Annotated in this window: 19 protein-coding genes and 1 tRNA gene; all 20 read left to right on the plus strand. The window is 74.8% G+C overall.

Annotated elements, in window-relative coordinates; all coding sequences use genetic code 11:
• On the plus strand, positions 1-585 hold the full coding sequence (locus tag ACFWP2_RS32690) for a GNAT family N-acetyltransferase (RefSeq protein ID WP_380458242.1): 585 nt from the start codon (positions 1-3) through the stop codon (positions 583-585).
• A 150-nt stretch (positions 586-735) separates the two neighbouring features.
• Positions 736-1,740 (plus strand): hypothetical protein, encoded by a 1,005-nt coding sequence (locus ACFWP2_RS32695; RefSeq protein ID WP_380458244.1) that lies wholly within the window; start codon positions 736-738, stop codon positions 1,738-1,740.
• A gap of 91 nt (positions 1,741-1,831) precedes the next feature.
• Positions 1,832-1,905, plus strand: a tRNA-Ala gene (locus ACFWP2_RS32700).
• A gap of 1,093 nt (positions 1,906-2,998) precedes the next feature.
• The gene (locus ACFWP2_RS32705; RefSeq protein WP_380458246.1) at positions 2,999-4,003 is read left to right on the plus strand and encodes a helix-turn-helix domain-containing protein; all 1,005 of its coding nucleotides are present in this window, start codon (positions 2,999-3,001) and stop codon (positions 4,001-4,003) included.
• Between the two features lie 295 nt (positions 4,004-4,298).
• Entirely contained in the window at positions 4,299-4,490 is a 192-nt protein-coding gene (locus ACFWP2_RS32710) for a hypothetical protein (RefSeq protein WP_380458248.1), read from the plus strand.
• Positions 4,491-4,551: 61 nt separating this feature from the next.
• Positions 4,552-5,886: a nucleotide sugar dehydrogenase gene (locus ACFWP2_RS32715; protein ID WP_380458250.1), complete on the plus strand. Its 1,335-nt coding sequence runs from the start codon at positions 4,552-4,554 to the stop codon at positions 5,884-5,886.
• Between the two features lie 32 nt (positions 5,887-5,918).
• Complete coding sequence (locus ACFWP2_RS32720) at positions 5,919-9,032, plus strand: amino acid adenylation domain-containing protein (RefSeq protein ID WP_380458252.1); 3,114 nt, start codon at positions 5,919-5,921, stop codon at positions 9,030-9,032.
• Positions 9,029-9,832, plus strand: coding sequence for a polysaccharide deacetylase family protein (locus ACFWP2_RS32725; RefSeq protein ID WP_380458254.1), 804 nt, complete (start codon positions 9,029-9,031; stop codon positions 9,830-9,832). Before ACFWP2_RS32720 ends, ACFWP2_RS32725 begins: the two co-directional genes overlap by 4 nt.
• A complete protein-coding gene (locus ACFWP2_RS32730) occupies positions 9,829-11,142 on the plus strand; it encodes an MFS transporter (RefSeq protein ID WP_380458256.1) in 1,314 nt (437 codons plus the stop codon). The genes ACFWP2_RS32725 and ACFWP2_RS32730 overlap by 4 nt, the downstream gene beginning before the upstream one ends.
• A 25-nt stretch (positions 11,143-11,167) precedes the next feature.
• Positions 11,168-12,463, plus strand: coding sequence for an ATP-grasp domain-containing protein (locus tag ACFWP2_RS32735; RefSeq protein ID WP_380458258.1), 1,296 nt, complete (start codon positions 11,168-11,170; stop codon positions 12,461-12,463).
• Positions 12,464-12,516: 53 nt separating this feature from the next.
• Entirely contained in the window at positions 12,517-12,912 is a 396-nt protein-coding gene (locus ACFWP2_RS32740) for a glyoxalase (RefSeq protein ID WP_380458260.1), read from the plus strand.
• Positions 12,913-12,943: 31 nt separating this feature from the next.
• On the plus strand, positions 12,944-14,494 hold the full coding sequence (locus tag ACFWP2_RS32745) for an Ldh family oxidoreductase (RefSeq protein WP_380458262.1): 1,551 nt from the start codon (positions 12,944-12,946) through the stop codon (positions 14,492-14,494).
• On the plus strand, positions 14,491-15,426 hold the full coding sequence (locus ACFWP2_RS32750; RefSeq protein ID WP_380458264.1) for a Gfo/Idh/MocA family protein: 936 nt from the start codon (positions 14,491-14,493) through the stop codon (positions 15,424-15,426). The genes ACFWP2_RS32745 and ACFWP2_RS32750 overlap by 4 nt, the downstream gene beginning before the upstream one ends.
• Complete coding sequence (locus tag ACFWP2_RS32755) at positions 15,423-16,163, plus strand: hypothetical protein (protein WP_380458266.1); 741 nt, start codon at positions 15,423-15,425, stop codon at positions 16,161-16,163. The genes ACFWP2_RS32750 and ACFWP2_RS32755 overlap by 4 nt, the downstream gene beginning before the upstream one ends.
• The gene (locus ACFWP2_RS32760) at positions 16,160-17,041 is read left to right on the plus strand and encodes a sugar phosphate isomerase/epimerase family protein (protein ID WP_380458268.1); all 882 of its coding nucleotides are present in this window, start codon (positions 16,160-16,162) and stop codon (positions 17,039-17,041) included. The genes ACFWP2_RS32755 and ACFWP2_RS32760 overlap by 4 nt, the downstream gene beginning before the upstream one ends.
• On the plus strand, positions 17,041-17,862 hold the full coding sequence (locus ACFWP2_RS32765) for a sulfotransferase family protein (RefSeq protein ID WP_380458270.1): 822 nt from the start codon (positions 17,041-17,043) through the stop codon (positions 17,860-17,862). The genes ACFWP2_RS32760 and ACFWP2_RS32765 overlap by 1 nt, the downstream gene beginning before the upstream one ends.
• An 8-nt stretch (positions 17,863-17,870) precedes the next feature.
• Positions 17,871-19,145, plus strand: a complete 1,275-nt coding sequence (locus tag ACFWP2_RS32770; RefSeq protein WP_380458272.1) for an ATP-grasp domain-containing protein — start codon at positions 17,871-17,873, stop codon at positions 19,143-19,145.
• A 60-nt stretch (positions 19,146-19,205) separates the two neighbouring features.
• A complete protein-coding gene (locus ACFWP2_RS32775) occupies positions 19,206-20,024 on the plus strand; it encodes a glycosyltransferase (RefSeq protein WP_380458274.1) in 819 nt (272 codons plus the stop codon).
• Positions 20,025-20,027: 3 nt separating this feature from the next.
• Positions 20,028-20,588, plus strand: coding sequence for an adenylyl-sulfate kinase (gene cysC / locus ACFWP2_RS32780; RefSeq protein WP_380458276.1), 561 nt, complete (start codon positions 20,028-20,030; stop codon positions 20,586-20,588).
• Positions 20,585-21,311 (plus strand): sulfate adenylyltransferase subunit CysD (gene cysD, locus ACFWP2_RS32785; RefSeq protein ID WP_380458278.1); only part of this gene is annotated, 727 nt, incomplete at its 3' end. The genes cysC and cysD, both read left to right, overlap by 4 nt.

Below are 21,311 nucleotides of genomic sequence, written 5' to 3' on the forward strand. Positions count from 1 at the left end.
GTGCTGCGCCCCATCCGGGCGCGCGACCAGCGCGAGTGGCAGGAGGTGAGCCGCCGCAACCGGGACTGGCTGCGCCGCTGGGAGGCCACCGTGCCGCCCGGCCCGGCGGGCCAGGCGGCCGGCTCCCGGCCGACGTACCGGCAGATGGTCCGCTTCCTGCGCGGCGAGGCCTCGGCCGGCCGGATGCTGCCCTTCGTCGTGCTCCACAAGGGCCGGCTGGTCGGCCAGTTGACCGTCGGCGGGATCACCTGGGGCTCGATGTGCTCGGCGAACATCGGCTACTGGGTGGACGAGGCGGTGGCCGGGCGCGGCATCATCCCGACCGCCGTGGCGCTCTCGGTGAACCACTGCTTCCGCACCCTCGGACTGCACCGGATCGAGGTCTGCATCCGCCCGGAGAACGGCCCGAGCCGGCGCGTGGTGGAAAAGCTCGGCTTCCGCTCGGAGGGAATCCGTCCGCGCTATCTCCACATCGACGGCGACTGGCGCGACCACCTCGTCTACGCGCTGACCGCCGAGGAGGTCCCGGAGGGGATGCTGGAGCGCTGGCGGGCGCTCAGTTCCGGGCGCGGGGCCAGTAATTGAATACATGTTCGAATAAAATATCGATATGGCATCGACGGGGCACCGGACCCCCACAAATAGCGGCAAAATAGTCGGAGAATCAGCTTGATCACACGACACGCCGTGCCAAATTGCTGCCAGGCCTTCCCCGGCGCCCGTACGGTGTGAATCGTGAGCAGTAGCGGCCTTATCTACGCCGTCATCGTAGGGGCCTGGGCCGCCTATCTGGTGCCGATGTGGCTCCGCAGGCAGGACGAACTCAACGAGGCGCGCCCGACGGAACGCTTCAGCACCGCCATCCGCCTGCTGGCCGGGCGATCGGCGCTGGAGCGGCGGGCAGCCCGGGCCCTGGGCGACGAACCGCGTGACGGCGAACAGAACGACGACGGTCCTCCCGAACGGGACGAGACCGCCTCCGGCGACCCCGCGCGGGAGCCCGAACCCCCGGTGCGGCGCCCGGCCGAACGGCCGGCCCCCGAACCGGGGGCCGGAACCGAACGCCGGGCGCGGCTGCTGGCCCGCCGGCGCCGCATGGTCACCGTCCTCTTCCTCTCCTTCGCGCTCGGCGCGGTGGTCGCCGCGGTGGCCGGACTGGCCTTCCTGTGGGTCCCCGCGGTTCCGGCGGTCCTCCTCACCGGGTACATCGGCCACCTGCGCAAGCTGGAGCGCCAGCGGTACGAGGTGAAACTGGACCGGGTCCGGGCCGCCCAGGCGGCCGAGCGGCTGCGCAAGCGCGAGCAGCAGCGGGCAGCGGCCCCGGAGCCCGGCGGCGCCCCGGCCGAGGCCCCCGCCGCCGCGGAGCCCGCCCCGGCCGCGTCCGCCGCCGAGGAGCGGGTCACGCGCCGGCCGCACCTGCGGCTGGCGGCCGACCCGGAGCAGGTCACCGTCTCGGTGCCCTCCGCCTCCGCGGTGGCCGAGGCGACCGAGCACGAGGAGTGGGTCGACGGCATGCGCGAGCGGGGAGCGGCCGGCCCGGACTCCTGGGAGCCGGTGCCCGTCCCGCTGCCCACCTACGTGACCGCCCCGGTCGCCCCCCGGGTCTCCCGCGGCCTCGACCTGTCGGCCCCCGGCACCTGGACCGCCGGGCGGCCCGCCGAGTCCCGCAAGACCCCGCTCTTCGACCAGTACGCCGAGCCGCACGCCCCCGAGTCGCGCCCGCGCGCGGCCAACGAGTAGCCGAGCGGCCCCGGGCCACCCCCCGACCAGCACCGTGATCCGGGGGGTGGTCACAGACCCCCTCCGAAAGGTGCTAGAGTTTCTTCTCGTTGGGGCTGTGGCGCAGTCCGGTAGCGCACCTCGTTCGCATCGAGGGGGTCAGGGGTTCGAATCCCCTCAGCTCCACCCAACGGATCGGCTCAGGCCGGTCGACGAAATCCCCCCGGGAGGCAACTCCCGGGGGGATTTCGCGTTTTGTGGGTCCGGTCGGGTCGGGCGGGTCCGGACGGGCCCCGGCCGGTCGGGACGCGGCGCCTGTGAGGAGGGTCACACCGGCCCGCGGGGTGGCCGCGCGGGGCCCGGCGGCGCCGGAAGCGGTCGCGGGGCCGGAGGGTGCGCGGCCCCGGGTGTCGGCGGCGCTCACGCGGGTGCGCCTCGACGGTGCGCAGGTGCCCGACCGTCAGCCGGAGGGGCGTGAGGAGGCCCTGGAGGGCGCATGGGCGGCCCCGATGGGCCCGCGTGCGCCCGGCGGTCCTTCGCGCGCCCGTCGGGGCCCTCCGGGGTCCGCGCGGGCCCCGTGGGCCCGTCGCCGGGCTCGCGGGCCCCGGGCGTGCGTCCTGACGCCGTTTCGGCGGCGACCGGCCTCCGGTCCCGGCCTTTGCCGCTTTTTGGGGATCGGATAGCTCGGAATATCCACGGAAGCACGCTGCTTTCCGCCCGGTTAATCCCCGGATCGCCGCGCGGGTATTCGCCCGGGACCTTTCGCGCGGAACCTTCGGTCGGCGGGCATTCCGGCGTCGGGTGGCACGTCCGAGTCGGGGCCTTGGCCGTGTTTCACGGCGAATGCCGCGGGCTGGGCGAATGTGGCCCGGAACGGGGCCTCCGGGCGAGGCCGCCGCCGGCGGCCGCCCGCCGTGCGCGCCCCGGAGGGACGGCCCGTCACCTTGCGCCCGTTCGGCCCGGCGGGCGCGTGTGCTGCGGCTGCGGGGAATCGCCGCCGTCGGCGGATTGCCGACGAGGCCGGCGGTGTGATGCCTGATTCCTACCGAATTCCGGTGGTCGAGGGCGCCTCCGGTTCGATCCGGATACCCCGGGAGCCGCCGTTCGCGGGTGTGGACCGTTATGCTCGGGCGGCCTTGGGGTTCCTTGTTCGACGAGGGGGGGATGTGCCTGCCGGGTCTCCGGTCCCTTTGTCGGCGGTCATGGGCAGGATGTGTTTTCCGAGTCGGGTGCCGGGATGTGGCCCGGAGTCAGGGCGGAAGGAAACAGGGGGAGAGCAGTGCGTGGTGTCGACGACGTGGCGGAGGCGGACCGGAAGCTGTACGGGCTGATCTACCGCAATCCGGGCTGGTCGCTGGACGAGGTGGCGCTGGAGGCCGGGTCCTCGGTCGGGGAGGCGGAGGAGGCGTGCGAGCGGCTCAGCGCCACCGGGTTGCTGGCCCCGTCGCCGGGGGCGCCGTGCGGATTCGTCACCGTGGATCCGGAGGCGGCGCTGTCCCGGCTGTTCTCGGCGGAGGAGCGGCTGGTCACCGCGCACCTCCAGCACGTCGCCAGGATCCGTACGGCCATCTCCTCCGTGGTGCACGGCTTCCCGGACCTGCGGGACGAGCGCCGGGAGGCGGTGGAGGTCGAGACGCTGGGCACGCCGGCGCTGGTCAACGCCTTCCTGGACGACGCCGGGAGCATGGTCCGCTCGCGGCTGCGCGCGATGCACCCCGGCGGGCCGCCGCCCGAGGAGCTGATCGACGACATGCTGCTCCGGGACCAGGAGATGGAGGGCCGGGGCATCGTCGTGGAGGGGTTGTACCAGCGGCGTACCGCGGCGATCCCGTACATGGCGGCGTACCTGGCGGACGCGGCCCGGCCGGGGAAGGGGGTCCGCGTCGCCGAGTATCTGCCGCTGCGCATGATCCTCTTCGACGACGAGCTCGCCGTGCTGCCGATCAACCCGGAGGACAGCAGCCAGGGGGCGTTCGCGATCCACGGGAAGGAGCTGGTCGCCTCGCTGCACGCGTTCTACGACTACTGCTGGCACAACGCCGCGCCCGTTCAGCACGCGCCGGTGCAGCACGCGTCGGAGCAGCAGGCCGTCGCGCTGGACGGCCAGGAGCTCGTGGTGGTCAGGCTGCTCGCGGACGGGGTCAAGGACGAGGCGATAGCGCGTCAACTCGGCATCTCTCCGCGCACCTTCAGCAGGATCGTGTCGGCTCTGCTCGACAGACTCGGCGTGAAGACGCGCTTCCAGGCCGCCATGCGGATCGCGGAGCTGGGGATGCTGGACTGACGCGGCGGGCGGAGCGGCGGAGGCGGGTCACTGCGGTGGCCCGCCTCTTTCGCTGTTCCGGAACGGGCGGTTCAGCACGGTTCGACCCCGTTCGCACCCCCGTCCGTCTCGAATCGTGAGACAAACCGGGTGGGTGGCAAAGCCCCGTCATGACGGGTTGCTGCCGCTCGGATTCGTTGATCCACGTGGGCCCGTCCAACAGGATTGGTGGTGCGAGATCGGACAGGGGCCGGCGGATCGAACGCCGGGAACCGACTCGCTCTCGAATTCCTGACCAACCGTACGGGGGATACCCATGTCTGCACGTGCCCGCCTGTGTACCGCCGCCGTCCTCGCCCTCACCGTCGCCGGGGTGACGACGGCCACCGCCGCGGCCACCGTCCGGCCCGCGAGCCCGAGCGTCACGGCCGCCGAGGCCACCACGGGCCAGCCCACCACGGCGCAGACGGGCGGCACCACCCCGCTCGACGAGAACGGCTGGTGGTAGCGCGCACGGTCCTCGTGCCCGCGCACAATCCCCCGTTTCTCGAGGAGCTGAGGAGCCAGCGATGGATCTGATCGACAGCGCGCCACCGGCCTCCGCGGCGCGGTTCGCCCCCGGCCGCGGACGGACCGCGGTCCTGGACCGCACCCGCACCATCGAGGTCGCCGTCATCGGCACCGGTTACGCGGGACTGCCGCTCGCCGTGGCGGCGGCGCAGGCCGGACACCGCACCCGGGGACTGGACCTCAACGAGTTCCTGGTGGCCCAGGTCAACATCGGCAGCCCGCCGGTGGACACCGTGACCGAGGAACAACTCGCCGCCGTCTCCGGCCTGCTGGACGCGACCACCGACCCGGCGTACCTGCGCGAGTGCTCGGTGATCGCCGTGTGCGTGCCCACGCCGGTGGACGCCCACGGGGTGCCCGACCTCGGGCCGCTGCTCTCCGCGACCCGCACGGTCCGCGACCACCTCCGGCCGGGCCAGCTGGTGATCATCGAGTCGACCACCTACCCCGGCACCACCGAAGGGGTGATCCGCGAGACCCTGGAGGAGTCGGGACTCGTGGCCGGCGAGGACTTCCACCTGGCCTTCTCCCCGGAGCGCGTCGACCCGGGCAACCAGCGGTTCGGCTTCCACAACACCCCGAAGGTCGTCGGAGGGCTCACGGCCGAGTGCCGCACGCGGGCGGCCGGCTTCTACCGCGAGCTGACCGAACAGGTCCACGTCACCCGCTCCCCCCGCGAGGCCGAGGCCGCGAAGATCCTGGAGAACACCTACCGCCAGGTCAACCTCGCCCTGATCAACGAGTTCGCGCAGATCTGCCACCGGCTCGGCGTCGACGTGTGGGACACCATCGACGCGGCCGCCACCAAGCCCTTCGGGTTCACCCCCTTCCGCCCCGGCGTCGGGGTCGGCGGCCACTGCATCCCCGTCGACCCGCTCTACCTCGTGCACCGCGCCGCCCAGGAGGGGCTGCCCTTCCGCATGGCCGAACAGGCCCAGCGGATCAACGACTCGATGCCGGTCTGGGTCGCCTCCCGCGCCCGGGACCTGCTGGCGCACCACGGAACCGCCGTACGCGGCGCCCGGGTGCTGCTGCTCGGCGTCACCTACAAGCCCGACGTCGCGGACATCCGCCACTCGCCCGCCGAGCCGCTGGCCGCCGAACTGCTCGGCGCCGGAGCGGACGTCGTCTTCCACGACCCGTACGTCGACGCCTTCCGGGCCCGCGGCCGCGAGCTGCGCCCCAGCCGGGACCTGCCGGCCGACCTGGCGACCGCGGACCTCACCGTCCTGGTGCAGCGCCACCGCGCCTACCGGGACGAACTGCTCGCCGGGGCCAGGCTGCTCCTCGACCCCAGCGGGCCCGCCGCCACCACCGGGACCTCCCCCTCATGACCGTGCACCGACCCGCCGACAGGCCCCCGACCATGACCACCACGCCCACCGGGGTGCCGGGGCTGATCCGCGCCCGCGTCCTCGCCGACCCGGCCGCCACCGCGCTGCGCACCCCGGACACCACCGTCAGCTACGCCGAACTGTGGCAGCGGGCGGAACACGGCGCCGACGAACTGCGGGCGCACGGCGTGCGCCCCGGGGACGTCGTCGCCGTCCGGCTGCCCTCCGGCCCCGAGGCGATCGTCGCCATGCTCGGGGCCTGGCTCGCCGGCGCCGCGTTCCTGCCGGTCGACACCGCCACCCCGCAGGAGCGCCGCGAGTACCTGCTCCGGCACTCCCGTGCCGTCGCCCTGATCGACGGCACGGGCGTCACCGGACTGCGCCCGGAGCTCGCCGAACCCCTCGCGCAGGCCGAGCCCGCCTACGTCATCTACACCTCCGGATCGACCGGCACCCCCAAGGGCGTCCTGGTCGAGCACCCGGCCCTGGCCGGCCACGCCGACGCGGTCACCGGCCTGCTCGGGCTGACGGAGGCCGACACCGTCCTGCAGTTCGCGAGCATCGGGTTCGACGTCGCCCAGGAGGAGATCTGGCCCACCCTGGCCGCCGGCGGCACCCTCGCCTTCCACGGCGGCGGCGTCCCGGACTCCGCGGTGCTCGCGGACCTCGTCCGCACGCTCGCCGTGACGGTCCTCCAACTCCCCACGGCGTACTGGCGGATGCTCTGCGCCGAGCTGGACGGCGCCGACCGGACCGGCTTCGCGGCAGTGCGGACGACCGTCATCGGCGGCGAGAGCGCGACCGCGGCCGACGCCCGGGCCCACCGGCGCACCCCGCTCGGCCACACCGTGCTGGTCAACGGGTACGGGCCCACGGAGACGGTGATCACCGCGACCGCGCTGCTGCTCCCCCCGGACGCGGAGCTCACCGGGACCGGCGGCCTGCCGATCGGCCGCCCGGTCGGCGACCGGCGCCTGCACGTCCTGGACGACCAGCGGCGGCCCGTCACCCCGGGCGAGCCCGGCGAGCTGTGGATCGGCGGCCCGCTGCTCGCCGCCGGCTACCTCCACGACCCGCGGCGCACCGCGGAGCGCTTCCTGCCCGACCCCTTCGAGGGCCCGGCCGCCCGGATGTACCGCACCGGCGACCTGGTGCGCCGCGACCCGGACGGCAACCTCGACTTCCTCGGCCGCATCGACAACCAGGTCAAGATCCGCGGCCACCGCGTCGAACTGGACGAGGTGGACCGGCACCTGCTCGACCTGCCGGGCATCACCTCGGCGGTCTCCTTCACCCTGGACGACGGCGCCGGCGGACACCTGCTGGCCGCCGCGATCACCCCGGCCGCGGACGGCCCCGGCCCCGAGGCCGTCCGGGAACTGCTGCGCGCCCGGGTGCCCGGCTACCTGGTGCCCGGCCGGATCGCCGTCCTCGACCGGCTGCCGCTGACCACCTCGGGAAAGATCGACCGCCGGGCCGCGGCCGCGGCCGCCACGGCCCTGTCCGCCACGGCCCTGCTCACCACGACCCCGTCCGGCACCCCGGAGGAGCCGGCCGGCCCGGCCGGCACGCCGCTGGAGGAGACCGTCCGGCTGCTGCGCACCCTGCTCCAGGCCCCCGCGCTCGGACCGGACGACGACTTCCTCGCCCACGGCGGCGACTCGCTGATGGCGATGCGGGTCTGCGCGCGGATGCGCTCGCGCGGGCTCGCCCTGCAGCCCGCGGACCTGCTGACCGGACGCACCGCGCGCGCCGCCGTCGACCGGGCCGGGGAGCGCGGCGCGCCCCTCACGCCGGCCGAGGAGGAGCCGCCCGGCCCGCTGGACCCGCTGCCCGCCCAGCGGCGCTGGCTCCACGACGGCCGGTGGGTCGAGCCCGACCACTTCTGTCTCAACGCCCTGTTCACCGTCGACCCGAGCCCCGACGCCGACCGCCTCATCGACGCCGACCGCCTCACCGCCGTCGCCGCCGAACTGCTGCGCCGCCACCCGGCCCTGCGCACCGCGCTGCACCCGGACGGCACCGCCGCGCTCACGGCGCCGGACCCCGCGCGCGCGGTCGAGCGCGTCGACCTGCGGGAGGTGCCCGCGGACGAGCGCGGCGCACGACTGGAGTCCGCCCTGGCCTCGGCGCAGACCTCGATGTCCCTCGCCGACGGCCGGGTGTTCCGGCTGCTGCACGTCGACGCCGGCGACGGCACCGCCCGACTGCTGCTGACCGTGCACCACTTCGTGCTGGACGGCGTCTCCATGGGCCTGCTGGTCGACGACCTGGAGGCGCTGCTGGCCGGCGCCTCCCCGGAGCCGGCCACGGCCGGCCCCCGCGCGATCGGCGCGGCCCTCGCCTCCTGGCTGGACAGCCCCGAGGCCCGGCAGGACGCCGCGGCCTGGACGGCCGGCACCGGCGGATTCGCCGCGCTGACGCCGGACTCGGAGAGCCCCGGCCTGCTCCCGAGCCTGCGCGTCCACCGGTTCCGCCTCGGCCCCGAGGCCACCCGGCTGGTCACCCACGCGCTGCCCGAGGAGGGCATCGCCCCGCACGACTTCACCCTCGGCTGCCTGGTGGGCGGCCTCGCCCGCTGGACCGGGGAGCCGGTGCACGGCGTGGACGTCTACGCGCACAGCCGGGACGTCCCGGTCGGGAACCTGGACCTGTCCCGCACGGTCGGCTACGTGCAGAGCACCTTCCCGGCGGTGCTGGAGTGGTCCGGCGGCGGCCTGGCCGCGCTGCGCACCGCGCTGGCCGCGCCGGCCGAACTCCCGCAGCGGCGCTACGGCTTCGACGCGCTGCGCTTCGGCTCGCCCGTACCGGGGGAGCGCGCCGCGCTGGACGCCCGCCCCCGGCCCGCCGTGCGGCTGAACTTCCGCGGCCACCTGCTGCGGCTGGAGCAGCGCGCCCCCGGTGCCGTGCTGCGGCCGGCGGACGAGGACCACGGCGCCCAGCGGTCCCCGCGCCAGTGCGAGCGCTACCTGCTGATGGCCGAGGGCGACATCGTCGGCGGCGAACTGGAGGTGAGCCTGAAGTACTCGACCGGGCACTGGAGTCCGGACCGGATCGAAGGGCTGGCCGCGGAGATCGAACGGGCCATGACCGAGGTCCTGGCGGAGTACGGCGCCCGCCCGGAGCCGGCCGGAGGTGCCCGGTGAACCCGACCGACGCCCCGTTCGTCCCCGGTGTCCCCGCGGAGCACCAGCCGGCCACCGGCAGTGCCCCGGGCACGCCCCTGGCGCTGTACTTCCACCACGTCCACCCGGACGTCCGGCACTACACCGCCCTGACGCCACGGGAGTTCGCCGAGGGCATGGAACGGGTGCTGGCGGACTTCGACCCGTACCGGCCGGACGACCTGCTCGCCCCGACCGGCCACGTCCGGCCCGACCGGCCGACGGTGCTGGTGACCTTCGACGACGGGTACCGGGACAACCTCGTCCACGCCCGCCCGATCCTGCGCGAACTCGGCGTGCGCGCCGTCTTCTTCGTCTGCACCGGCCTGCTCGGGCAGCGCAGCGAACAGCCCCGGCAGGACTACCTCACCTGGGACGAGTGCGACCGGCTGGCCGACGACGGCCACCTGATCGCGGCGCACACCCGCACCCACCCGCACCTCGACCGGCTGCCGCCGGAACAGGCGCAGGACGAGGTGCGCGCGTCCCTGGCGGACATCGCCGCCCGCTACGGGCCCGGGCCCGCCCGGCTGTTCGCCTACCCCTACGGCGGCATCCCGGCCGAACCCGGCCTGCCCGGTGACGTCCTGGCCTTCGGCACGGTGCGCTCGCCCGCCGAGCCGTGGCACTCGGCGCCGCAGGCGATCCGGCGCACCTACCTGCCGTCCGGAGCGACCGGGACGTGGGACGGGCTGGTCCGCCACTGGCGCGCCCAGTGGCAGCCCGCGGGAGCGACGGCCCGTCCCGACGACCGCGACGACCTTCGAGGAGAACGACCGTGACCGATTCGACCACCGGCTCCAGCACGGAGCCGACCGGCCCCACCGGCTGGGGCAGCCGGCTGACCAAGGCCATGCCGGCCACCCGGGAGTCCCGGATCATCGCCGTGAACGCGCTGGTCGGCTCGGTCGGCACCGGCATGTTCCTGGCCGGCTCCGCGCTCTACTTCACCAGGTTCGCCGGGCTGACCGAGACCCAGCTCGGCGTCGGCATGGCCCTGGCCGGCGTGGTCGGCCTGCTGACCGCCGTCCCCATGGGCCGGCTCGCCGACCGGTTCGGCCCGCGCGCCATGCTGATGATCGTCTGCCTCTGGCGGTTCGTCGGCTACCTCGCCTACCTGAACGTCCACGGCTTCGGCCAGTTCGTGGTGACGGCCTGCCTGCTGTTCGTCATGGACCGGGCCGGCCAGCCGCTCAACCAGGCCCTGGTCGGCCAGCTGATCGTCGGCGCCGAGCGCAACCGCACCATGGGCTTCATCCGGGCGCTGCGCAACCTCGGCTTCACCGTCGGCTTCTCGATCGCCGGCATCGCGCTGACCACCGACTCGGTGACGCTGTTCCGCTGGCTGTTCATCGGCAACGCGATCAGCTTCCTGTTCGTGTTCACCCTGATCGGCATGCTCCCCAAGGTCCGGCCGGTCGCCAAGGGCGGCGACGGCGACAAGCCCGCGGGCGCGATCGTCCCGCCGATCCGCGACTGGCGGTTCGTGGCCGCGACCGCGTCGAACGGCGTGCTGTTCCTGCACGACGCCATCCTGATCACCGTGCTGCCGCTGTGGGTCGCCGAGCACACCAAGTCCCCGATCTGGATGATCACGGTGCTGGTCACCACCAACACGGTGATCACGGTGCTCTGCCAGGTGCGGGTGACCAAGCACATCGACGACATGGCCAGCGCCCGGCGGGCCACCAACCGGTCCGCGGCGCTGCTGACGGCCTCCTGCCTCGCCTTCGCCCTCAGCGGCGTCCTGGGCCTGCCGGCCGGAGCCGCCGCGGCCCTCGTCGCCGCGCTGCTGCTGCTGACCGTCGCCGAACTGCTGCACTCGGCCTCCTCCTGGGAGATCTCCTTCGCGATGTCGCCGGAGGCCGCCCAGGGCCGCTACCTCTCCTTCTTCAACGTCGGCTTCTCGATGGCGGAGATCGCCGGACCGGCCGTCGTCCTGTGGCTGCTCTCCCGGACCGGCCCCGCCGGCTGGCTGATCCTGGCCGGCACCTTCCCGCTCGCCGCCGCCCTGAGCTGGGTGGGCACCCGCCCGCAGCCGGAGCAGCCGGCGGACGACACCGCGCCGGTGCCCGCGGCCGCCGGCTCCTGACCCACCCCGTACGACGGAGGAACCCATGTCCGACACCCCGAACCCGATGCACCTGCTGATCGTCAGCGGCGGCCGCGACCTGCCCGACCGGGCCCGCGCCGCGATGCCCGGCCTGCGCACCACCGTCATCTGCCGGCCCGAGGTCGTGCCCCGGCTGCGCAGCCGGGAGAAGCTCGAGCGGCTGATCGTGCTGCGGGAGGACGCCCCGGTGGACGAGTGGGTCGCCGCCGCCCGCTTCGTGCACGCGGCCGACCCGGTCGACCGGCTCACCAACTTCACCGAGAAGGACACCGAGAAGACCGCCGCGATCGCGGTGGCCCTCGGACTGGACTGGCACAGCCCCGAGACCGTCCGGGCCGTCGCGGACAAGTGCGCCATGCGCCGGGCCCTCGCCGACGCCGGGGTCAGCGACGTCCTCGCGGAGACCGTGCACGACGCCCAGGGCATCCTCGAGGTCGCCGGGAAGGCCGGCTACCCGCTGATCTGCAAGCCCGTGCGCGGCGTCGCCAGCAAGGGCGTGACCAGGATCGACGGCCCCGGCGACATCGAGCGCGCCCTCGCCTGGGGCGCCGAGGGAGCCGGTGACCTCGACTCCGCCGACCTGCTGGTGGAGCCCTTCCTCAGCGGCGACGAGTACAGCGTGGAGAGCGTCAGCGAGGACGGCGAGCACCTGGTCGTCGGCGTCACCCGCAAGATCTCCGAGCACGACCACTTCGTCGAGGTCGGGCACGTCGTCCCGGCCCCGCTGCCCGCCGCCGACCAGGAGCGGATCGCCGCCGCCGTCCGGGACATGCTGAGCGCGCTGGGCGTGCGGCGCGGCGTCACCCACACCGAGGTGCTGGTGGCCGCCGACGCGGTCAACATCGTCGAGACCCACCTGCGCCCGGCCGGGGACGAGATCCCCGAGCTGTGGGCCCGGATCTCCGGGGTGGACCTGATCGAGGTGGTCGCCCGCCAGGCCGTCGGACTGCCGGTGCTGGACGACGTCCGGGCCGCGCTCGCGGCCGACCGGGAGGGACCGCGCGCCGCCGCCATCTGGTACGCCTGCCCGGACGCCGTCGGCGAGATCGTCGCGATCGCCGGCAAGGACGAGGCCCGCGCCGTGGAGGGCGTGGTCGACGTCGAGGTCCTGCGCGAGCCGGGCAAGCGGCTCAAGGGCGTCACCGGCTCCTTCGCCCGGGCCGCGCACGTCTGCGCGGTCGGCGGGACCCAGGACGAGGCGCTGCGGCGGGCCCAGGACGGCGTGCGCAAGCTCTCCTTCACCGTGCGCAGCGAGGGCATGGCCGCGCGGCACGAGGCGCTCTCCGCCACGACCGACTGACCCGGACCGACCCGACGGTCCGGCAACCCACCAGAGACAGACGAGGACACACCATGAGCAACGAGAAGCTCCCCGAGTTCGCCTTCGGCGGCCTGCACCACGTCCAGCTGGCGATCCCGCCCGGCGCCGAGGACCTGTGCCGGCGGTTCTGGGGCGACGTCCTGGGGATGGCCGAGCTGGAGAAGCCCCCGGTGCTGGCCGCCCGCGGCGGCTGCTGGTTCCGCGGCGGCGGCCTGGAGGTCCACCTCGGCGTCGAGGAGGACTTCGGCCCGGCCCGCAAGGCGCACCCCGGCATCCTCGTCCGCGACCTGAAGGCCCTCGCCGAGCGCCTGGAGGAGTGCGAGCACGAGGTCACCTGGGACGACAACTTCCCCGGCCACGACCGCTTCTACGCCTTCGACAAGCTCGGCAACCGGCTGGAGTTCCTCGAGCCGAAGAGCGCGTCCTGACCATCCGTCCGTGCCTGTTCGAGGAGTCGCAATGACCGAAGCGGTGGGCCGCGAGCCCGTACTGCGCGTGGCGGACCTGATCGTGGCCGAGGGGCCCGAAGGCTCCGAGCGCATCCTGATCCCGGGGCTGAGCGTGACCGTGGCCGCCGGTGAGATCGTCGCGGTCCTCGCCGACGACCCGGCGTCGTCGGCGGCCCTGGTCGACGTCTTCACCGGGGCGCGCCGCGCCCAGTACGGCGAGATCGCGGTCGGCGCCGGCCGGCCGCGCCGGGTCGCCCCGGCCCGGCCCGCGGGCGTGGCCGTGGTGCGGCCCGGACAGCCCGGGCCGGCCGGCCGGATCCCGGCGGTGACGGTCGTGGACGCGACCGGCGTGCGGCCGGGCGCCGACGCCGGTCCGGCCGCGGAGGCGGCGCGGACGGCGGCCCGGCGCGGCAGCGCGGTGCTGCTGGTCACCGCCGAGGCCGGGGCCGCCGAGGCGGCCGACCGGGTGGTCCACCCGAACCGGCCGCCGCGCCCGGCGCCCGTCGCCGAGCCGGCCGTCCGGTTCGGCACGGCGGCCCTGACCGAGGCCGCCATCGGGTCCCTGACGGAGGCCGGCGTCGGCGCCGACCGGGCCGCCCTGGTGGCCCGGGTCCTGGTCGACGCGGACGTGCGGGGCCACTTCTCGCACGGTGTCGGGCTGCTCCCGATGTACCTGGACCGGCTGGGCAAGGGCGGCATCGACCCCGTCGCCGAGCCCGAGTGGATCTCCCAGGAGGGCCCCGTCGCCGTGCTCGACGCCCGCGGGGGCTTCGGCCAGGTGGCCGCCGAGCTCGCGGCCGCCGACTGCGCCCGCCGGGCGGCCGAGAACGGGATGGCCGCGGTCGCCATCCGCGGCAACAACCACATCGGCATGCTGGCCGCCTACCGCGAGCACTTCACGCGGCACGGCGTGGTCGGCCTGGTCCTGAACATCTCGGGGCCCAGCGTGGCCGCCCCCGGTGCCGGTCGCCCCACCCTGGGCAACGACGCCGTGTGCATGGTCGTCCCCCGGGCCGAACAGCGGCCGCTCGTCGTGGACTTCGCCACCGGCACCGTCGCCAGCGGCAAGATCCGGCACGCCGCGCACCGCGGCGAGCCCGTCCCGGCGACCTGGCTGGTCGACCGCCAGGGCAAGCCCACCACCGACCCGGAGGAGCTGGACCGCGGCGGTGCCGTACCGGTCTTCGGCGGTCACAAGGGGCTCGGGGTGGCCGTGATCACCGAGGTGCTGGCCGGCATCCTGGCCGGCGGCACGGTCAGCCCGCTGGTGCACAAGCAGCGCGGCGAGCCGGAGCGGTCGATGGACTGCTCCCAGCTGTTCCTGGGGCTGTCCCCGGCGGCCTTCGGCAACCCGCCGGTGGACGAACTGCTCGGGGTGCTGTCGTCGGCGATCACCGCCGGCTACCCGCACGGCGCGCCCGCCGTCCACCTGCCCGAACAGCAGGAGGAACTGGCCGAGGCCCGGGCCCGCGACCACGGCGTGCCGGTGCCCGCGGCGGTCGTCGAACAGCTCGGCTGGACGGCCGACCGCGCCCTCGCCACGGCGGGGGACGCGCGATGAGCCTCGGAGTGGGAATCGTCGGCTTCGGCGTGGCCGGCCGTCAGCACGCCGCGGCCCTGGACGGACTGGCCGAGGCCCACGCCGTCGCCGTCCTGGACCAGGACCCGGCGGCGGACACCGGCACGCTGGACCGGGCGGAGTCCTGGCGGGGCATGCTCGCCGACCCGCGGATCGGCCTGGTGGCGCTGTGCGTCCCGCCCGGCGGGCGCGCGCAGCTCGCGCTGGAGGCACTGGCGGCGGGCAAGGCGGTGCTGCTGGAGAAGCCGCCGACGGTGTCGGTCGAGGAGCTCGACGTGCTGACCCGGGCCGCCGCCCGGGCCGGCCGGCCCATCGGGGTGATGCTCCAGCACCGCATGCGGCTGCCCGACGTCGCCCTCGCCACCAGCTGGGCGGACCCGGCGGTGACGGCCGTCCTGGAGGTGTCGCGGTTCCGGCCGCCGGCCCACTACCGGCGGGCCGGCTGGCGCAGCGACCCGGTCTCCTCGTTCGGCGGCATCGCCGCGCACCTGGGCGTGCACTACCTGGACCTGGCCTGCCAGCTGATGGGGCGCCCGGAGGCCGTCCGGCTGGCCCCCGCCCGGGAGGTGACCCCGGGCATCGACACCCGGGCGACCGGACTGGTCGAGTTCCACACCGGGGCCACCCTCGCCTTCACGATCACCGCCGAGTCGGCCCTGCGCACCGAGCGCCTCCAGGTGCTGGGCCCCGACCGCGGCCTGTGCATCGCCGACGGCACGGTGAGCACCCAGATCGGCGGGGACGAGCAGACCTGGCCGACCGAGCCGACCGCCGCGCTGCGCCGCGAGGTCTACCGGGAGATGGCCGAGGCCGCGGCGACCGGCGAACGGCCGCGCCGCTGCCACCTGGACGGGGCCCGCGGGGTCACCGAGATCCTGGCGGCGGTCGCCCGGCAGCCGGTGGTGACGGCATGACGACCATGGTCGGCCTCTCCTCGGGCTCGGCGGCCGGACTCGGCGCCACGGAGCTGGCGCGGCTCGTCCGCTCGCTGGGCGGCACCGCGGTCGACGTCCGGGCGGGCAAGGGCCACGGCTGGCAGCGGGAGGGGCTGGCCGGGCTGCGGGCGGCGGGCGTCGAGGTGTGCTTCGTCGGCGTCGGGACGGTCCTCGGCGACGGCGCCGCCCTGACCGAGGACGAGCGGGCGCACCTGGAACCGGGCCTGCCGGTGAAGGTGTTCGCGGCGGCCGGCTGCCTGGCCGCCGACCGGATCGGGACGACGCTCGCCCAGGTGCGCGAACTCTCCGAGCTGGTGGGCGGCCCGGAGCTGGTCCTGGTGGAGACCCACCACGGCTACGCCCCGGTGCCGGAGCTGGTCGAGCTGGCCGAGCGGGCGGGCAGCCGGGTGCTGCTCGACACGATGGGCCTGGCCCGGATCCATCCCGATCCGGTGGCCGCCGCCGCGACGCTCGCCCCCTGGACGTCGTACGCGCAGGTCAAGGGGTTCGACTGGAGCGCCCCCGACACCTCGCGGCACCGGCCGCTCGCGGCCTCGTGCGCCGCCGACACCCGGGCGGTGCTCACCGCCGCCGGAGCCCTGCGCGCGGTCACCGTGGAATCCAAGGCCGAGGCCTCGCTCGCCGAGGACATCGCGCTGCTCCGGAGCTGGTACCCGATCGACACGGCCCCCGAGGCGGGGGCGGAGGCTTCATGAAACTCGCCGTCATCAACGACGAACTGTCCCAGGACATCCACGCGGCCGCGGCGCGGACCGCCAGGCTCGGCTTCGGCGGCCTGGAGATCAGGTCCGCCGGGGAGGTGCCGCCGCACCTGATGGACGACGCGCAGCTGAGCGCCGTACGGGACGCCGTGGCCGCCCACGGGCTGGAGGTCGTCGGCTTCGACCCGCCCGCGCTCAAGTGCGCGCTGCCGCGCACCGACACCGAGATCGCGCAGGTGCGGGAGCTGGTCGTGGACTCGGTCCGGCGGGCCGAGCTGCTGGGCGCGCCGTTCGTCCGGATCTTCACCTTCTACCGGGAGGGGGACCCGGACCCGCGCGGTGCGGCCGCGGCCGCCCGCGAGGTGCTGGACGGGGTGCCGTCCGACCGCGTCCCGCTGATCGTGGAGACCGGCCAGCGCACCAACAGCCCCACCATGCGGCACACCCTGGACTTCCTGGACGCGCTCGGCGACGACCGGCTCGGAGTCCTCTGGGACCCGGGCAACAGCGTCTTCAGCGGCTGGGACCCGGCGCCGTTCCCGGAGGACTACCAGGCCGGCCGGGAGCGCATCCGGCACGTCCACGTGAAGGACCCGGACGGGCGCAACGCCTACGTGCGCCTCGGCGACGGCGACCTGCCGTGGCCCGCGATCCTCGCCACGCTGGCCGAGGACGGCTACCAGGGCTGGCTCTCGCTGGAGACGCACTGGCGGATCGGGCGGGTGCTGACCCCGGAGCAGCGCGACGAGCCCTGGGGCGAGGAGTTCACGGCCGGCGGTTTCGAGGCCAGTAGCGAGTGCATGCGGCTGCTGCGGGAGATGGCGGCCGGGATCGAGCAGACGCACGACACGACAGTGAGAGAGGTCCGGTAGTGAGGACGTCACCGGTGATCCTGCTGGGCGCCCAGCGCTGCGGCACCACGGCCCTGGCCTACGCCATGAACCTGGCGTTCCACGACGCCGGAGGCCACTTCACGGTCAACGGCAAGCTGCCGTACCTGCTCCACCGCTGGCTCGGCCGGGACGACCTGGCCGACCGCCACCTGCGGACGGACGAGATCCTGCACGCCCTCGACCGCCGCCCGCCGGACGGCGCCGGCGTCGCCGCCTGGCGCGCCCGGGTCGAGCGGAGCCTGCGGACGGCGGCCCGTGACGTCGCCGAGGGAGAGGCCGGGGCCGACCCGGTCGCGCTGGCCCGGCGCATCCTGCTGGAGAGCAACGAGGGCCTGCCGCACTGGGGCGACAAGTACAACGAGTACCTGCTGCACCTGCCCTGGCTCGGGGAGGTGCTGCCCGACGCCCGGTACGTCATGTTGGTGCGCCACCCGCAGGAGGCCGCCCGCTCCATGCTGCGGTGGACCGGCGACCGGCCCTGGAAGCCGGAGAGCCAGGCCGCGGCGGTCGCCAAGTGGACGTCGTGGAACGCCCGTTGGCTCGCCTTCCAGCCGCAGGTGCCCGCGGAGCGCCGACTGGTGATCGACTACCAGGCCCTGTGCCGGGGCGAGGAGGGCGACCGGCTCTCCGAGTTCACCGGGCTCGACCTGCACCGGTACCTGACCGGCCTCAACCCGCGCACCCCGGCCGCGCCCGCCGGCGCCGAGCTGCCGCAGGACACCGCCGCCGTGTGGCAGGCCCTGCAGGAGTCCGCCGCGGCCCCGGCCGCCGCCGCCCCCGTACCGACCGCCCAGAGGTGACCACCCCCGTGTCCGCAACCCGCATCCTCGTCCTCGGCGGCAAGGCCGGCATCGTCCGCAAGGCCGCCGCCCTCGGCTTCGCGGTGGTGCACGTCCAGAAGCCGTCGGCCTTCGACCCGGCGGTGGTGCCGCACTGCGCCCAACTGCTGCTGCTGGACTACCAGGACGTGCCGACCGTCACCGCCGTCGTCCGCGCCCTGCACGAACGGCAGCCCGTCGCCCGGGTGTTCACCCAGACCGAGGCCGCCCAGGCGGTGGCCGGCCACCTCACCGACACCCTGGGGCTGCCCGGCAACGGCGCCCGCACCACCCGCCTCCTGCACGACAAGCCCGCCCTGCGGGCGCTGCTCAACGCGGAGGGCATCGGCCCCGTCCCGACGCTGACCAACCCGGGCCGGGAGGAGCTGCGCGCGTTCGTCAGGACGCACGGCGCGGCGGTGCTCAAGCCGACCATGGGCTCGGGCAGCCTCGGCGTCCGCAAGATCCGGTCGGTGGACGAGGTGGACCCGGCCTGGGCCTGGCGCGAGGAGTTCGGCCTCGACGAGTTCATGGTCGAACAGCTGCTCCTCGGCGAGGAGTTGAGCGTGGAGACGTTCTCGGCCGGCGGCCGCCACCGGGTCGTGGCCGTCACCGGCAAGGACACCGGGGGCGGGGTGGTGGAGCTCGGCCACGTCGTGCCCGCCGCGATCACCGAGGAGGAGACGGCCGCCGTCCGGAGCCTGGTGACCGCCGTGCTCGACGCCGTCGGCCTGGTCGACGGCCCCGCCCACACCGAGCTGATCCTCACCGCCGACGGCCCCCGGGTCGTGGAGGCGCACAGCCGCCGCGGCGGGGACCGCATCAACGACCTCGTCCGGCTGGTGCACGGGATCGACCTGGAGGAGGCCACCTACCGCCTCGCGGCCGAGGCCGACCCGCTGCCCGGGGAGCACCCGGCCGAGGGCGCCGCGGCGATCCGCTTCCTGGTCGCCGAGCCCGGCGTCGTCACCGCGGTGACCGGGATCGAGGCGGCCGAGGCCGCCGAGGGCGTCACCCAGGTGGACGTCCAGGTGGACGCCGGCGACACCGTGCACGAGCTGCGCTGGTCGGAGGACCGCTGCGGCCACGTGCTGGTGCGCGCGGCCGACGCCGCCACCGCCGAACGGCTGGCCCGGCAGGCCGCCGGGCTCATCCGGATCTCCACCGAGCCCGCCGCCGCCGAGGACGACCCGGCCACCCTCGGCGACCTGCTCGCCGAGGTCGACGAGGTGCTGGACCCGTTCGCCGCCGCCCGTACGGCCTGAACGCACCAGGAACACCGCACCAGGAACCACCGCACGAGGAACCACAGGGGGAGCTCGGACATGAGCAGCAACGCAACACCGCACAAGCGGGTCTCGGTCGTCGTCGCCACGCGCAACCGGCCGTCCGACATCCGGCACCTGCTGACCGCCGTCGCCGGCTGCGACACGGGGATCGTCCACGAGGTGATCCTCGTCGACGACGCCTCCGACCGGCCGCTGCGCGCCGACGAGGCGGAGCAGCCCTTCGCCGTCCGGCTGATCCGCAACCCGCGCCGGCTCGGCGCCGCGGCCAGCCGCAACCTGGCCGCCGAGCAGGCGACCGGAGACGTCCTGGCCTTCCTGGACGACGACGCCCGGCCGCTGCCGGACTGGTTCCAGGTCCTCGACGCCGAGCTGACCGCGGAGCGGGCGGCGATCACCGGCCGGGTGCTGCCCTTCGACAGCGGAGTGGTGGCCCGGGCCCGGCAGTACCGCTACGAGGTGCGCTACGCGCAGCACGCCGCGGCCAGCGAGGTGACCTTCTTCGCCGGCGGCAACTCCGCGGTCTGGACCGACCTGTTCCGGGCCGCCGGGGGCTTCCCCGACGTCGTCACGGCCAGCGACAACGGGCTCGTCGAACGGCTGGGCGAGACCGGCGGCCGGGTGCACTTCGTGCCCGCCCTGCGGGTGGCGCACCGCAACAGCAAGGGGGCCGCGATCGCCTTCCGCGAGGCCTGGCGGGCGGGCCGGCTGGCCCCGCGCAGCACGCCCGTCGCGGCGCTCAACCGGCTCACCGCGAGCGCCCGGATCCAGCCCTGGTCCGACGACCCGGCCGCGGCCAGCCTCAACCTGAGCCTCCAGGCGGCGAATTCGCTGGCCACCGCGCTCCCGGTGGGCTGAGCGATGACCACCGGCATTGTGGACGGCGCCCGGCAGGGGGCCACCGTCTGGCTCACCGGCCTGCCGAGCGCCGGCAAGACCACCATCGCGCACGAGCTGGCCGGCCGCCTCCGGGCGGCGGGCCGCCGGGTCGAGGTGCTCGACGGCGACGAGATCCGCGGCTTCCTCTCGGCCGGCCTCGGCTTCTCCCGCGAGGACCGCGACACCAACGTCCAGCGGATCGGCTTCGTCGCCGAACTGCTGGCCGCGCACGGCGTGCTGGTGCTCGTCCCGGTGATCGCGCCCTACGCGGACAGCCGCGCGGCCGTGCGCGAACGCCACCGCACCAAGGGCACCGCCTACCTGGAGGTCCATGTCGCGGCCCCGGTGGAGGTCTGCTCGGCCCGCGACGTGAAGGGCCTGTACGCCCGGCAGGCGGCGGGTGAACTCAGCGGCCTGACCGGCGTGGACGACCCGTACGAGGCGCCCCGGACACCGGACCTGCGGGTCGAGTCCCAGCACCAGAGCGCGCCCGAGTCCGCGTCCGCCGTGCACGCGCTGCTCGCCGAGAGGGGCCTGGCATGACCACCGTGACCGAGAGCCCGGTCCGTACCGCCGGCACCGCGTTCGCGCTGTCCCACCTGGACGCGTTGGAGGCCGAGTCGGTGCACGTCTTCCGCGAGGTCGCGGGGGAGTTCGAACGCCCGGTGATTCTGTTCTCCGGCGGCAAGGACTCCATCGTCATGCTGCACCTGGCCCTCAAGGCCTTCGCGCCCGCCGCGATCCCGTTCTCCCTGCTGCACGTCGACACCGGGCACAACTTCCCCGAGGTGATCGCCTACCGCGACCGCGTCGCCGCCCGGCACAACCTGCGCCTGCACATTGCCCACGTCCAGGACTTCATCGACGACGGCCGCCTGCGCGAACGCCCGGACGGCACCCGCAACCCGCTCCAGACCGTCCCCCTGCTCGACGCGATCGACAACCACCGCTTCGACGCCGTCTTCGGCGGCGGCCGCCGCGACGAGGAGAAGGCCCGCGCCAAGGAACGCGTCTTCTCCCTGCGCGACGAGTTCGGCGCCTGGGACCCCCGCCGCCAACGCCCCGAACTCTGGTCCCTCTACAACGGCCGCCACGCCGTCGGCGAACACGTCCGCGTCTTCCCCCTGTCCAACTGGACCGAACTCGACGTCTGGCAGTACATCGAACGCGAGAACATCGAACTCCCCGCCATCTACTACGCCCACGAACGCGACGTCTTCGCCCGCAACGGCATGTGGCTGACCGCCGGCCAGTGGGGCGGCCCCA

It is taken from the genome of Kitasatospora sp. NPDC058444, assembly GCF_042721415.1.
Taxonomy (GTDB): Bacteria; Actinomycetota; Actinomycetes; order Streptomycetales; family Streptomycetaceae; genus Kitasatospora.

What these genes read in the sequence shown, in the direction of transcription:
- cysC (WP_380458276.1), top strand. Translation starts at nt 20,028, where the DNA reads ATGACCACCGGCATTGTGGACGGCGCCCGGCAGGGGGCCACCGTCTGG.
- ACFWP2_RS32745 (WP_380458262.1), top strand. Translation starts at nt 12,944, where the DNA reads ATGACCGAAGCGGTGGGCCGCGAGCCCGTACTGCGCGTGGCGGACCTG.
- ACFWP2_RS32750 (WP_380458264.1), top strand. Translation starts at nt 14,491, where the DNA reads ATGAGCCTCGGAGTGGGAATCGTCGGCTTCGGCGTGGCCGGCCGTCAG.
- ACFWP2_RS32710 (WP_380458248.1), top strand. Translation starts at nt 4,299, where the DNA reads ATGTCTGCACGTGCCCGCCTGTGTACCGCCGCCGTCCTCGCCCTCACC.
- ACFWP2_RS32740 (WP_380458260.1), top strand. Translation starts at nt 12,517, where the DNA reads ATGAGCAACGAGAAGCTCCCCGAGTTCGCCTTCGGCGGCCTGCACCAC.
- ACFWP2_RS32735 (WP_380458258.1), top strand. Translation starts at nt 11,168, where the DNA reads ATGTCCGACACCCCGAACCCGATGCACCTGCTGATCGTCAGCGGCGGC.
- ACFWP2_RS32760 (WP_380458268.1), top strand. Translation starts at nt 16,160, where the DNA reads ATGAAACTCGCCGTCATCAACGACGAACTGTCCCAGGACATCCACGCG.
- ACFWP2_RS32755 (WP_380458266.1), top strand. Translation starts at nt 15,423, where the DNA reads ATGACGACCATGGTCGGCCTCTCCTCGGGCTCGGCGGCCGGACTCGGC.
- ACFWP2_RS32775 (WP_380458274.1), top strand. Translation starts at nt 19,206, where the DNA reads ATGAGCAGCAACGCAACACCGCACAAGCGGGTCTCGGTCGTCGTCGCC.
- ACFWP2_RS32715 (WP_380458250.1), top strand. Translation starts at nt 4,552, where the DNA reads ATGGATCTGATCGACAGCGCGCCACCGGCCTCCGCGGCGCGGTTCGCC.
- ACFWP2_RS32720 (WP_380458252.1), top strand. Translation starts at nt 5,919, where the DNA reads ATGACCACCACGCCCACCGGGGTGCCGGGGCTGATCCGCGCCCGCGTC.